This window comes from Kribbella sp. NPDC043289 (assembly GCF_056436705.1).
In genome coordinates, this window is sequence record NZ_JBWKCB010000001.1 from 2,501,588 (window position 1) to 2,515,631 (window position 14,044).

Genomic DNA, 14,044 nt, shown 5'->3' on the forward strand with positions numbered 1-14,044 from the left:
GGTCAGACCTGGGAGATGTAGAGGCGGTTGCCGTCTGGGTCGTGGAGGCTGAACATCGGGGGGATGCCGGGCCACTCCAGCAGGTCGTCGGTGTCGACGCCGGTGTCGCGGAAGTGCTGGTGGGCGGTCTTGGCGTCGGGGCTGGCCATGCGGATGCCGGTGTCGACGCCGGCCGGGATGCCTTCCTTGGCAGGGACCAGCGCGATGCTGCCCGACGATCCCGCCGAGCCTGCCGGGGCGACGACGATCCAGCGGCCGCCGAATTGTGGCAGCGGCGCGTCCATCAACAGTTCGAAGCCGAGCTTCTCGGTGTAGAACTCCAGCGCACGGTCCTGATCGGTCACCGGTACGCCGACGGTCCGGATCTCGCTGATGTGGTTCATCGTGGTGCTCCTTGTCCTGAGGAGGTGCTTTCACTCAAGAGGTAGAAGCCGGGCGAGCGTTTTCGACATCGTCCGGAAAAGAATTCCGCAGCCCGTAGACGACCAGGAACTGATCGGGCTCGTCGAGTACGGCGACCACCTCGTAGTCGACCGTCAGTCGGCCCAGCGTCGGGTGGTTCAGGTACTTCTCGCCGGACACGTGCCGCCGTACCTCCCGCCGGGACCAACGGGCGGCGAAGTCCGGACTCTCGCGCAGCAGGTCGTCGACCAGGGCGCGAAAGGCCGGGTCGTCGACGAGATGCCCGGCGGCGGCGCGCAGGTGCGCGACGGTGTCGTCGGCCACCTCCGGCCAGTTCGGAAAGATCTCCCGGGAAGTCGGGTCGCAGAACACGTACCGGGCGTTGTTCGGCCGCCCGTTCTGCTCACCGGGCTCGGGCAACCGACCGGGGAACAGCCGCAGCGCGTACTCGTTCCAGGCGAGCACGTCGCCGATGCGGCCGAGGACCAGCGCGGCGGTGCGCGGTTGCAACAGGTCCATCATCCGGAGCGCGGATCGGGATACCTGCTCGGCGGCCACCGGAGTGGGTGCACCGGCGAGCGCCCGGAGGTGACGGGCCTCGTCCGGGGTGAGCTGCAGGATCCGGATCAGCGCCGCGAGCACGCTGTCCGACGGATGCGCCGCGTTCCCCTGTTCGAGCCGGGCGTAGTACCCGACGCTCAGCCCGGCGAGCTCGGCGATCTCCTCGCGCCGCAGACCCGGCGTACGGCGGGGAGGGCCGTCGATCAGGCCCGCGGCGGCCGGGGTGAGGCGCGACCGGCGCTCCCGCAGGAACGCGCCGAGCTCGAGCTGCCGGTTCATGTATTCCTTCCTGACTGCACCTGACAGGTGTACCCGGAGTCATCCGGAACTGCCCACGGTAGTCCTATGCCCGTACGCCGTTCCGCGCTCGTCCCCGCCGCGCTGTCCTTCTTCCTGGTCACCCTCAACGCGTCCATGACCACCACCGCACTCCCCTCGATCGGCCGTGATCTGACCGGCGCCGGCCTCTCCTGGGTACTCACCGGATACTCGCTCGTCTTCGCGCTCTGCCTCCTGCCCGCGGGGGCTTGGGCCGATCGCATCGGGCCCGCCCGGGCCTTCACGGCAGGCGTCAGTGTGTTCGCGGCGACGTCAATCGTTTGCGCACTCGCCCCCGATCTCCGGGTGCTGCTGATCGCCCGAGCACTCCAGGGTGCCGCGGCGGCCGTCGTCCTCCCGGCCGGGCTGTCGCTGCTCAACGGCGACACGACCTCGCGCGCCCGGGATGTCGGCCGCTGGGCTGCCGCCGGTGCCGTCGCGCTGGTGGTCGGCTCGCCTCTCGGCGGCGCCGTCACCTCCGGGCTCGGCTGGCAAGCCACCTTCTGGCTGAACCTGCCGGTCAGCTTGATCGTCCTCGCCACCGCCGCCGGTCATCGCGAACCTGCCGCCCTGGCCAGCACCACCTCCGGTGTGACGACCCTCCTCCGCTCGGCACCGGTCCTACTCAGCTCGGCGACCGGCTTCGCGCTGAACTTCGCATCGTACGGCGCGATCTTCGTCGTCACGTTTCTCCTGCAGCAGGAGCTCGGACACTCCGCATGGACGACCGGCCTGGTGTTCGTCCCGATGACGCTGCTGATCATCCCCGCGAACCTCGCCGCCGGTCAGCTCGGCGCCCGACTCGGAGTCAACCGCACGATGCTCCTCGGTCAGGCGCTGATGGCCGTGGGCCTGCTCGGTCTCTGCTTCGCCGATACAGCGATCTGGCAACTAACCGCCTGGTTGCTTCCGATCGGTGCCGGCGCCGGACTCGTGGCACCAACCGCGACGACCTTGATGCTCAACGGTGTGCCAACGGATCGCAGTGGTCTCGGCTCCGGGCTCTTCAACGCCGCACGTCAGTCGGGCAGCGGTGCCGCGCCCGCGATCTTCGGGGTGCTGCTTGCCGGTGCGCACTTCATGACCGGCTTCCGCATCAGCCTGGTGCTCGCCCTGATCGTCATCGCGCTTCCCGCCGTCTTCCGTCCGCGAGTATTGGTCGCGTGCGCATGAACTACGAGAACGCGGGCGGCCCCGGTACGCCGGTGGTCGCGCTGCACGGCACGTTCGGGCGCGGACTGACCTTCGCGGCCCTCGCCAAGGCGCTGGCCCCGGACTACCGGGTGATCGCCCCAGACCTTCGCGGGCACGGCGGTTCCACGACCGCGCGCCGCGACTTCAGCCGTGAGGCCTTCGTCTCCGATGTGGCGGAGTTCATCGAGGAGCAGGAATTGGGTCCGGCCTTGGTGATCGGGCATTCGCTCGGCGGCGTCACGGCGTACCAGCTCGCGGCGCGCCGGCCCGAGCTCGTGCGCGCGGTGGTGATCGAGGACGTCGGCGCGGTGCCGGGCGACGCGGTGCTGGACGTGACCGGCTGGCCGCGCCGGTTCGCAACGCCCGCCGACGCTGCCGAGTTCTTCGCCGGCACGCCTGCTCCGGAGTACTTCCTGGAGAGCGTCGGCGACGACGGGGCGCTGCTGTTCGACCTCGACGACATGATGGCCGTCCAGCGCGGGAACGTCGGCGACTGGTGGGGCGACTGGCTCGCCGTACGACAGCCCACGCTGTTGCTCCGAGCAACAAACAGCTTCCTGCTGGACGCCGCGCACGCCGCCGAGATGGTCCGTCGCCGGCCCGGGACCGAGTTCGTCAGCTTCGACGGCACCGGGCACTGGATCCACAGAGAAGCCCCGGACGCCTACGCGCAGGCGGTCCGGGGCTTCTTCGAGCGGGTTACTTCGCGACGACCCGCAGGCTGAACTCGGCCTCACCATCACCGGTCGACCGGGTCACGATGCCGGCCGAGCGGAGCGCGGCCAGGTCCTTGTTGTCGGCGAGCCGTGAGCTGACCGCGCTGGCGGCCTCGAAGTCGACGTACCCGATCATCACCGCGCCCTTGGTGTCCGGCAGGGCCTGCTTGAAGTTCTCGGTGCCGCCGAGGTTGCCGCCCTTCAGCACCTGCTCCGCGTAGTCCTTGCTGGTCGAGACCACGAACGTGTCGTCGTCCTTGGCGGTCTCGATCGGGATGTTCTGCGACGAGCGCTCGCGCAACAGCGTGGTCAGCTTCTGCACCACCGGCTCGGCCTTCGCCGGGTCGGTCTCCATCCGGGCCGCGATCTTCGGGCCGTCCGCGGTGTCCTTGTCGATGCCGACCGCGAGGTTCTTGCCGGCCAGGCTCTTCAGATCGTCCGGCAGGGTCAGCCCGGTCTCCTCGGTGATCCGGTCGAGCATCGGCTTCAGGTTCTCGCCGCCCGCCTTCTGCACCTGCTGCCAGATGGTGTCGATCAGGCTGTCGCCACCGGAGATCGCGACCGCGCCGGCCGTGCTGTCCGGAAGCTTCGAGATCAGGTCACCGGCATCGGCCGAGTTCACCTTGATGCTCTGGTCGCTGTGGCCGATGCCCTTGAGCTCGACGTACGACGAGTCGAACCGCAGCGCGATCGCACTGCTCGCGTCACCGAAACCGGCCAGCTGACCGGAGTCGACACGGCCGGTCATCGACGCGATCGCCTTCATGTCCGCCCACGCGGACACGAAGCCCTGCTCGCCGAGCTTGTCCATGTCGGCGCTGAACTTGGCGTTCTTGCTCAGCGGGCTGTCCTTGGCCGCGGCGACGGCCGAGTCGACGGTCGCCTGGTCCTCGGCGACCAGCATGTACCCGTTGCTGAACGCGCGCCCCGGCTTGTCCTTCTCGTTCGCGAGCAGCTTGTCCATGCCCTTGTTCGCGGCGTCCTCGTTCTTCACCTCGACCGCGACCACCGGGTTCGGACGCTTCTCGCCGTCGGTCGACGGGATCAGGGCCGCACCGGCCCGGTCACCGAGCCACGGCTTGATGTCCTTGTCGAAGTCGACGTCGGCGAGGTCGTCACCGGCGGACTTCTTGATCTGCTCGAACAGCTTCTGCTTCAGGTCGTCCTTCTCGCCGGAGAGACCGAGCTGCTCCTTCACCGACGGGAACTTCATCAGGAACCGGATCGCGTTGACCTTCTGGCCGGCCGACGGGTTCAGGTCCACCCGGGCGTACCCGACCGCGGTGCCGGGCAGCACGTCAGCGGGCTGCTTGCCGCCGCTGAGCTTGCCGTAGGCAAAGATTCCGCCGCCGGCCACGACCAGCACCATCGCCAGCGCGGCGACGATCGGGATCAGCTTGCCGCGCTTCTTCTTCGGCTCCGGCTGCCACTGCTGCGGCCCACCGAACCCCGGGCCCTGCGGCGGCTGCCCACCACCGACATGCATCTGCTCGTACGACGACTGTCCCGCCTGCCCGTACTGCGGCCCACCCTGCGGCGCCCCGCCGTACTGACCACCGTGCTGCGGACCACCCTGCTGCGGACCGCCGTACTGGCCGCCCTGCTGAGGACCACCGTGCTGAGGACCACCGTGCTGAGAGCCGCCTTGCTGCGGACCGCCGTACTGGGGTCCACCGTGCTGCGGGCCACCCTGCTGTCGGCCGCCGTACTGCTGCCCTTGCTGCGGGTGCATCGGCTGCTGCTGCGGGTAACGCTGCTGGCTGGGCGGCTGCTGCCCCTGCTGCGGCGGGCGGCCTTGCTGCGGCCACTGGTTCTGACCCTGGCCCTGGTTCTGGCCGTACTGGGGCTGCGGGCCGCCGGCACCTGGGTACTGCGGCGGTCGGTTCTGGTCGGACATATGCTCCCTCGCTGGCTCCGGTGGCCTCACCCAACCGGACCTGCAAGGCTAGTGGACCGGCGGTGCAGGCTCTGACGCAGCAGGTTGCGAAGTGGTTGCAACCGGGTCGGCCCGCCAGGTCGTGGCCGCGATGATCGCGCACGCCAGCGCCGCGCCGACCAGCCAGGCGAGCAACGGCGTCCAGGTGTGCAGCTCGAGCGGCGCGGGGACCAGGTCACCCGGGTGCGCCGCCTGCAGCCGCGGCTTCAGCGGATCGTGCCCGAGCAGCATGCCGACACCCCAGCAGACGCCGGACCCGAGGCAGGCGCCGAGGGCAACGATCGCCACCGACCACGGACCGTAGTTCCGCAGCCACCAGAACAGCGCCGCCCCGAGCACGATCGCGGCGACGAACCCGATCGCGGTGAACGTCCCGTCCGGCCCGAAGATCCGGGTCATCTGCTCCTCACCCAGCGCGCCACCCTGCTCGTCCACGGTGTACTTCGCCAGCGGCGAGAACTGCTGCCACGCCCAGCCGGCCACCACACCGGCGGCCAGGAACACCACCACGGTCACCAGGATCGCCTTCGCCCACGGCATCGCCGGCTCGGCGGCCGGCGGCGCCCCGAACAGGTTGCTCGACGGCGGCGCCCCGTACGGAGACGGGTGCGCTGCCGGCTGCTGTGACGGCTGCGACGAAGGCTGGGGAGACTGCGGTTGACTCACGTCGACAGTGTGACGCATCGGTTCCAGATCCGGTCCGCTGGGCCGGTCAGCCGGCCAGGCAGGACGGACCGAGAAGCGCCTTCAGGTCGGCCATCAGCGCCGAGGTCGGCGTCACCCGGAAGCGATCACCGATCCGCATCACCGTGGTCTTCTGCCGCGCCTGCAGCCGGAGCTGGACCTCGGTCATCCCCGGGTGCGACTGCAGGACGTCGCGCAACTGGTCGACGACCGGCTGGGTGCAGCGCGTGACCGGCATCGTGATCACCACCGGGCCGCTCGGTCCCTCGGTCAGGTCCGGCACCACAACCTCGTCGCCGCTCAGCTCGAGCCGGTCCTCACGACGGCGTACCCGGCCCTTCATCAGGATGATCGCGTCGTTGCTCAGCAGGTGCGCGTGCAACTGGTACGCCGAGGAGAACATCATCACCTCGATCGAACCTTCGAGGTCCTCGATGGTGACGATCGCGTAGATGTCGCCGCGCTTGTTCACCTTCCGCTGTACGGCGGTGACCAGGCCGCCGATCGTCACCCGGCTGCCGTCCGGACGGTCCTCGTCCGCCAGCAGCTGACCGATCGTGCAGTCCGAGCCGTTGGTGAGCACGTGCTCGACACCGAACAGCGGGTGGTCGGACACATACAGCCCCAGCATGTCGCGCTCGTGCGCGAGCTTGGTCGCCTTGTCCCACTCCTCGATCTCGGGAACGGTGACGGTCAGCCGGCTGTTGCCCTCGCCCTCGTCGGCGTCGTCGTCGCCCATCGAGAACAGGTCGAACTGGCCGTGTGCCTCGTTCCGCTTCAGGTCGATGGCCTCGTCGACGGCCTGCTCGTGCACCGCGACGATCGCCCGCCGGGCGTGGTTCATCGAGTCGAACGAGCCGGCCTTGGCCAGCGACTCGATCACGCGCTTGTTGCAGACCGGCAGCGACACCTTGTCGATGAAGTCGACGAAGTCGCCGAACCGGCCCTTCTCCTCGCGGGCCGCAACGATCTCGGCGACCACGTTCACGCCGACGTTGCGGATCGCGGACAGGCCGAAGCGGATGTCGGTGCCGACCGGGGTGAAGTTCGAGTCCGACTCGTTGACGTCCGGCGGGAGCACCTTGATGCCCATCCGGCGGCACTCGTTCAGGTAGATGGCCATCTTGTCCTTGTCGTCCTTCACGGACGTCAGGACGGCGGCCATGTACTCCGCCGGGTAGTTGGCCTTCATGTACGCGGTCCAGTACGAGACCAGTCCGTACGCCGCCGAGTGTGCCTTGTTGAACGCGTAGTCGGAGAACGGGAGCAGGATGTCCCAGAGCGCCTTGATGGACGCCTCGGAGTACCCGTTGTCCTTCATGCCCTCGGAGAAGCCGACGTACTCCGCGTCCAGCACCTCGCGCTTCTTCTTGCCCATCGCGCGGCGGAGCAGATCCGCCTTGCCGAGCGAGTAGCCGGCCAGGCGCTGGGCGATCTCCATCACCTGCTCCTGGTACACGATCAGGCCGTAGGTGACACCGAGCACCGGCTCCAGCGGCTCGGCGAGCTCGGGGTGCGGGTAGCTGATCTCCTGCAGGCCGTTCTTCCGGAGCGCGTAGTTCGTGTGGCTGTTCGCACCCATCGGGCCCGGCCGGTACAGCGCCGTACTCGCGGAGATGTCCTCGAAGTTGTCGGGCTTCATCAGCCGCAGCAGCGCCCGCATCGGCCCGCCGTCGAACTGGAACACGCCGAGCGTGTCACCGCGCGCCAGCAGGTCGTACGTCGGTTTGTCGTCGAGGTCCTTGCTCAGTTTGTCCAGGTCGATCTGGATCCCGTGCGCGGCCTCGATGTTCTTGACCGCGTCGTCCATGATCGTCAGGTTCCGCAGACCCAGGAAGTCCATCTTGACCAGGCCGAGCGTCTCGCAGCTCGGGTAGTCGAACTGGGTGATGACCTGGCCGTCCTGCTCGCGGCGCATGATCGGGATCAGGTCGATCAGCGGCTCGCTGGACATGATCACGCCGGCCGCGTGCACACCCCACTGGCGCTTCAGGTTCTCCAGGCCGCGGGCGGTGTCGACGATCTTGCGGACGTCCTGATCGGACTCGTACAGCCCGCGGAACTCGCCGGCCTCGGAGTACCGCTTGTGCTGCGGGTCGAAGATGCCCGACAACGGGACGTCCTTGCCCATCACCGCGGGCGGCATCGCCTTGGTGATCCGGTCACCCATGGCGAACGGGTAGTCCAGCACCCGGCCGGCGTCCTTGATCGCCTGCTTGGCCTTGATCGTGCCGTACGTGACGATCATCGCGACCCGGTCGTCGCCGTACTTCTCGGTGACGTAGCGGATCACCTCGGGGCGGCGACGGTCGTCGAAGTCGATGTCGAAGTCCGGCATCGACATCCGTTCCGGGTTCAGGAAGCGCTCGAAGAACAGACCGTGGAGCAGCGGGTCCAGGTCGGTGATCTTCATCGCGTACGCACACATCGAACCGGCACCGGAACCACGGCCCGGACCGACCCGGATACCGTTCGCCTTCGCCCAGTTGATGAAGTCGGCGACGACCAGGAAGTACCCGGCGTACCCCTTCGAGACGATGACCTCGATCTCGTAGTCGGTGCGCTTACGGACGTCGTCGGGGATCCCGGCCGGGTAGCGGTGGTGCAGACCGGTCTCGACCTCGGAGACGAACCAGGACTCCTCGTTGTGCCCCTCCGGGCAGGGGAAGCGCGGCATGAACCGGCCCTCGCCCTCGGTGAAGCCGACATCGCACTGCTCCGCGATCAGCAGCGTGTTGTCACACGCCTCCGGGAGCTCCTTCCAGACCTCGCGCATCTCGGCCGGCGTCTTCAGGTAGAACTGGTTGCCGTCGAACTTGAACCGGTTCGGATCCGAGAGCGTCGAGGCCGACTGGACGCACAACAGCGCGGCGTGCGAAGTTGCGTCCGCCTGGTGGGTGTAGTGCAGGTCGTTGGTCGCGAGCAGCGGCAGGTTCAGATCCTTCGCCAGCCGCAGCAGGTCCTGCTGCGTCCGGCGCTCGATCTCGATGCCGTGGTCCATCACCTCGCAGTAGAAGTTCTCCGCGCCGAAGATGTCCCGGAACTCGGCCGCCGCCTCGACGGCCTCCTTGTACTGCCCGAGCCGCAGCCGGGTCTGCACCTCGCCACCCACGCACCCGGTGGTCGCGATCAGGCCTTGGCCGTAGGTCTGCAGCAGTTCGCGGTCCAGCCGGGGCTTGAAGTAGTAGCCCTCGAGGCTCGCCAGCGACGCCATCTTGAACAGGTTGTGCATCCCGCCGGTGTTCTTGGCGAGCAGCGTCATGTGCGTGTACGAACCGCCACCGGAGACGTCGTCGCCGCTGTTGCTCGCGTCGCCCCAGCGGATCCGCTTGCGCTCGGTGCGGTGGGTCTGCGGTGTCAGGTACGCCTCGACGCCGATGATCGGCTTGACGTCGTACTTCTTCGCGGTCTTCCAGAACTCGTAGGCCCCGAACACGTAGCCGTGGTCGGTGGTCGCGAGGGCCGGCATCCCCGCCTCCTGGGCGGTTTTGAACAACTCGTCGATCCGCGCGGCGCCGTCCAGCATCGAGTACTCGGTGTGGACATGCAGGTGGACGAAGCTGTCACTGGACGCCATATCGACGCAGACCTCCCAGGGCGTGAACGAGGTGGACCGACACAGCGTATGCGGCGCCGTGGACAGTTCTGAATCGGCTCACCGCGCACGGCCCCCGGCGCCCGCTATCCGGTCACAATGGTGGGGCCGACCTGGCGCCGAGCAGGGGGCTCAGGGACGCCAGGTCAGCCGGTTCACGTGCCGCCTGGCAGGAGAGTCCAGATGGCACTGTTCGGGGGCACCTTCTCGCCGGTGTCAGGGTCGCTCGCGAGAAGGAGGGAGCCGCCGGCCGGGCTGCAGACCGGGCGCGACGAGCAGTTGACGACGCAGGCGAATCCGTCGCCACGCGTGAACGCGAGTACGCCGGGCTCCGATGGCAGCCAGGTCAGATCGCCGGACGCCAGCGCCGGGATCCGGTGCCGCAAGGCCAGTGCCTCGCGATAGAGGTGCAGCATCGAGTCGCCGCTGGCCAGCAACCGATCCGCCGCATGGTCGGCGAACCAGTCCGGCTGGGGCAGCCACGCTGTCCCTCGGGTGCCGTCCGGTGAGAACCCGAACGAGGTGTCGGCCGCCGTCCACGGCAGCGGCACCCGGCAACCGTCCCGCCCGCGCCGGACACCACCACTGCGGTGGAACATCGGATCGGCCAGCTGATGCTCCGGGAGGTCCGTGACCTCCGGCAGCCCCAGCTCCTCGCCTTGGTAGAGGTACGACGACCCCGGCAACGCCAGCATCAGCAGAGCCGCGGCACGCGCTCTGGCCAGGCCGAGGGTGAGATCACCGGGTCCCTCACCCGGTGCGCCGCCGGCATACCGGGTGACCGACCTCGGCATGTCGTGGTTGTTCAGGACCCAAGCCACCGACGACCCGGATCCGGTGAACGTCCCGAGACCCCGGTCGATCACGTCACGCAGTCCCTGATCGTCCCACTCCGCCCGGAGGAACTCGAAGAAGAAGGTTTGATGCAGCTCGTCCGGACGCTGGTACTGCGCGAGCTGCTCGGCGTCCAGCAGGCCGACCTCGCCGACGAGGACCCGCTCGCGACCGGTCCGCCAGGCGTACTCGTCCGCGATCGCTCGCCAACTGCGCCACACGTCGTGCACCTCCGGCTGGTTCCAGGCGTACGGGTTGACCGGATCGCCGGTGAGCTCGTCGTGCCCGGCATGCTCGTGGTCCGGCAGTCCGTCCGCCTTGTGCAGCCCGTGCGCCACGTCGATCCGCACACCGTCCACACCCCGATCCAGCCAGAAGCGCAGTACCTCCTCGAAGTACGCCGAGACGTCCGGGTGCCGCCAGTTGAAGTCCGGCTGTTCGGCCGCGAACGTGTGCAGGTACCACTGCCGGTCGGTGACCCGCTGCCACGCGGAACCGCCGAAGATGGACCGCCAGTTGTTCGGCGGCGACTCGCCGTACTCCCCCAGACCGTCGGCGAAGTGGAACCGGGCGCGCTCCGGACTGTCCGGGCCGGCCGCGAGCGCGTCGAGAAACCAGGAGTGCTCGACGGAACAGTGGTTCGGCACTACGTCGACGATGACCTTGAGGTCGAGCAGGTGCGCGTCCCGGATCAGCCGGTCGAAGGACTCGAGCGTTCCGTACTCCGGGTGGACGCCGCGGTAGTCGGAGACGTCGTACCCGTGGTCGTGCTGCGGTGACGGATAGAACGGGTTCAGCCACAGGCCGTCGACACCCAGACTGCGCAGGTACGGCAGCCGGGCTCGGACGCCGTCCAGGTCGCCGATGCCGTCACCGTCGGAGTCGGCGAAACTGCGGACGTAGACCTGGTAGACAACAGCGCTTCGCCACCAGTCGCTCGTGCTGCATGAGGGACTCGGTGGGCGGCAGGGTTCGGCGGACATCGGGAGGGGCCTTCGTAACGTGCGAGGGAGGGGGCATCGCTGCCAGCCAACGATTCACGATCCGGACGCCACGGGCATCGGGACACCTACGGATCTGGCTACCTAGGTACCTGGCGATCCGGATGGTCGACGACCCACCGGGCGACCTGGGTGCGGGAGTTGAAGCCGAGCTTGCCGAGGATGTGCTCGACGTGGGTCTCGGCCGTGCGCGGGGAGATGACGAGACGGGCCGCGATCTCGCGGTTGCTCAGACCCTCGCCGATCAGCACCGCGACCTCGTGCTCGCGCCGGGTCAACCGCCCGGACATCCCCGGACCCGCAGATCGGTCGTGCTCGGTGTCCTGCCCCAGCGCGAGCGAGACTGCCTGCTCGAACGAGTACGTCGTTCCCCGCGCGAACGCCTCGTCGTACGCCGCGTCACCGATGGCGAGCCGGATGCGCGCCCCGGCCTGCGCATCGAACCGGCTGTACGGCGTCGTCTCGTCGATGTGGGCACCGCTTGACCGCCAGGCCGCCCAGGACGCACCCATCAGCCTGGCCGCATACCTGTCGGGCGCGAGCGACGCGACGCACCAGGACAAGGCCTGCAGGCCGAACCCGATGCCGGTCCGGTCGTTCAGCGGTTGCCACCACCGGATCGCGGTCCGAAACGCGTCGATCGCCTCCTCGAACCGCTCCTGGTCGCGCCAGAGCACCAGGCCGAGCCCTCGCAACGCGTAGGCCTTCGACGAAGCCGCGCCGTGGCTGTCCGCCAGCGTGTAGGCAGCCCGGCTGAACTCCTCCGCCCGCGGATCGCCGAGGAAGAAGTTCGTCGCCGCCAGCAGGATCAGGGCGTCGAACTCACCGAGATCGTGACCGGCCGCTCGGTAGCCCGCCAATGCTTGTTCGAGCTTGGCGCTCGACGCGGCAAGGTCGCCGTCGTGCAACAACGCGTGTCCAGTCACTTCCGCGATCTCGGCCCGGAGCAGGTCGTCGTCGTACCGCTCGGCAAGTTCCTCGCACTCGGCCAGCAGCGGGCCCAACTGCTCGGCCTCACCGAGGAACATCGCGAAGTAGCTCGCGGTCCACAGCGCTCGGGCCCGCGCCGGAGTCTGCTCGGGCGCCGCGTCGAGGGCCCGGAGGAGATACCGCAGCGCCTCGCGAAGGAAACCGGCGATCCAGTAGTTCCACAGCGGCGCCGCGATCTCCAGCGCGACGGCGGCCTCACCTTCGGTGTTCAGGCAGAAGTCGAGCGCCGCCCGGAGGTTCTCGTGTTCCCGGCGCATCCGCAGGAACCAGTCGGCCTGGCGCGGACTGAAACTGTCCGCCTCCCATTGCCTGGCCAGTGTGCGGTAGTGGTCGCGATGACGGGCCTCGAACTCCCGGAGCCGTCCTACCTCGGCGAGCCGCTCACGGCCGTACTGGCTGATGGCTCCGAGCATGTCGTACCTGGCGACCGAGGGGTGGGCCGACAGGGCCCGGGCGATGATCGACTTGTTCACCAGAGCGGCGACCAGGTCGACCACGTCGTCCCGCTCGATCTCGTCGCCCGAGCAGACCTGCTCGACACCCTCGAGATCGAATCCGCCGGAGAACACCGCCAACCGCTCCCACAGCATGCGCTCGGTCGGCGAGCACAGGTCGTAACTCCAACCGATAGCAGCCTCCAGCGCCTGCTGGCGGGGAGGTGCCGCCTGCTTGCCGGTGGACAGCAGGCGGAAGCGGTCCTCGATCCGATCGAGGATCTCCGGCAAGGTGAGCGTCCGCGTCCAGACGGCCGCCAGTTCGAGAGCGAGCGGCAGGCCGTCCAGCCACCGGCACAGCTCGATCACCTGGGCACGATTGGTGTCGTCGATCGTGAACCCGGGCAGCCCGGCCCGGACCCGATCGGTGAACAGCAGAGGTGATTCGTACTGGTCGGCCTCGGCCGGCGAGGCATCCTCCGGTGGTGTCGACAGCGGCGGCACCACATGCACCAGCTCACCCTCGACACCCAGGACATGCCTGCTGGTCACGAGCATCCGAACCTCGGGTGCCGCCGCGAGCAACTTGCTCACGAGTACGGCGCACGGCTCGGCGAGCTGCTCGCAGTTGTCGAGCACGAGCAGCAGTTGCTTGTCCTCGAGGTACTCGGCCAGATCGGCGGTGGGGTTCGCCGAGACCTGGCTCAGCTCGAGCGCCCCGGCCAGCGTGTGCCCGAGCAGCGCCGGATCGTGGAGGGCCGCCAGCTCGACGAACCAGACTCCGTCGGCGAACGTCCGTCGTACCTCTGCCGCCATCCGCAAGGCCAGCCGGGTCTTGCCGACCCCACCGACACCGGTCAGCGTCAGCAACCGGGTGCTCGACAGCAACCGTCTGGTGTCCGCCAGTTCGCTACGCCGTCCGACGAAACTCGTCAGCTCGGCCGGCAGCCGCCCCCGGGCCGGTACCGCGGGCTTCGACTCCGCCATGCCTCAGCGTAGGACGGGGTCACAGCAGTTGGAACGGCGGACCCAGCGCCGAGCAGGGGTCTCAGGACGCCGGGTCCACCGGTCAGGCGGCCGCCCGGTAGGAGGGGCCGGGCGGTGAGGGGACGCCACAGCAAGAGTGCCGACCGGGACCCGCCCAGCCATCGGGAGACCTACGGATCTGTCTACGTATCCCGGAGTTCCTACTGGGTGTCGACCAGGAGGTCGAGGGCGTGGTCCAGGTCATCGGGGTACTGCGAGGTGAACTCGACGTACTCGCCGCTGCCCGGATGGGTGAAACCGAGGCGCTCGGCGAGGACCGGGTCGGCACCGTACGTGAGGTCGCCGCAGCACGGATGGCCGATCGCGGACATGTGGACCCGGATCTGGTGCGT

9 protein-coding genes and 1 pseudogene are annotated in these 14,044 nt (G+C 68.7%); 2 read left to right on the forward strand and 8 right to left on the reverse strand.

What is annotated here, in order from left to right; translation table 11 throughout:
• Positions 1 to 2: 2 nt before the first annotated feature.
• Positions 3 to 383: a VOC family protein gene (locus tag AC0662_RS11855; protein WP_478300160.1), complete on the reverse strand. Its 381-nt coding sequence runs from the start codon at positions 381 to 383 to the stop codon at positions 3 to 5.
• Between the two features lie 34 nt (positions 384 to 417).
• Positions 418 to 1,242 carry a helix-turn-helix transcriptional regulator gene (locus tag AC0662_RS11860; protein WP_478300161.1) on the reverse strand — a complete coding sequence of 275 codons (825 nt, stop codon included), beginning with the start codon at positions 1,240 to 1,242 and terminating at the stop codon, positions 418 to 420.
• 66 nt (positions 1,243 to 1,308) lie between these two features.
• Between AC0662_RS11860 and AC0662_RS11865 the strand changes: the two genes are divergently transcribed.
• Positions 1,309 to 2,454 (forward strand): MFS transporter, encoded by a 1,146-nt coding sequence (locus AC0662_RS11865; protein WP_478300163.1) that lies wholly within the window; start codon positions 1,309 to 1,311, stop codon positions 2,452 to 2,454.
• Entirely contained in the window at positions 2,451 to 3,200 is a 750-nt protein-coding gene (locus AC0662_RS11870; protein ID WP_478300165.1) for an alpha/beta fold hydrolase, read from the forward strand. Before AC0662_RS11865 ends, AC0662_RS11870 begins: the two co-directional genes overlap by 4 nt.
• Here AC0662_RS11870 and AC0662_RS11875 read toward each other — a convergent pair.
• The 6 genes and pseudogenes from AC0662_RS11875 to AC0662_RS11900 all read right to left on the reverse strand — a co-directional run.
• Positions 3,175 to 5,088, reverse strand: coding sequence for a DUF3352 domain-containing protein (locus tag AC0662_RS11875; protein WP_452194350.1), 1,914 nt, complete (start codon positions 5,086 to 5,088; stop codon positions 3,175 to 3,177). The genes AC0662_RS11870 and AC0662_RS11875 overlap by 26 nt on opposite strands.
• Positions 5,089 to 5,136: 48 nt before the next feature.
• Complete coding sequence (locus AC0662_RS11880; protein WP_452194352.1) at positions 5,137 to 5,793, reverse strand: hypothetical protein; 657 nt, start codon at positions 5,791 to 5,793, stop codon at positions 5,137 to 5,139.
• 46 nt (positions 5,794 to 5,839) lie between these two features.
• On the reverse strand, positions 5,840 to 9,388 hold the full coding sequence (dnaE, locus tag AC0662_RS11885; RefSeq protein ID WP_452194353.1) for a DNA polymerase III subunit alpha: 3,549 nt from the start codon (positions 9,386 to 9,388) through the stop codon (positions 5,840 to 5,842).
• Positions 9,389 to 9,561: 173 nt separating this feature from the next.
• Complete coding sequence (locus tag AC0662_RS11890) at positions 9,562 to 11,223, reverse strand: glycoside hydrolase family 13 protein (RefSeq protein WP_478300168.1); 1,662 nt, start codon at positions 11,221 to 11,223, stop codon at positions 9,562 to 9,564.
• A 98-nt stretch (positions 11,224 to 11,321) separates the two neighbouring features.
• Positions 11,322 to 13,652 (reverse strand): ATP-binding protein, encoded by a 2,331-nt coding sequence (locus tag AC0662_RS11895; protein ID WP_478300170.1) that lies wholly within the window; start codon positions 13,650 to 13,652, stop codon positions 11,322 to 11,324.
• Between the two features lie 200 nt (positions 13,653 to 13,852).
• Positions 13,853 to 14,044, reverse strand: a pseudogene (locus AC0662_RS11900) (RluA family pseudouridine synthase); the annotation flags it as partial.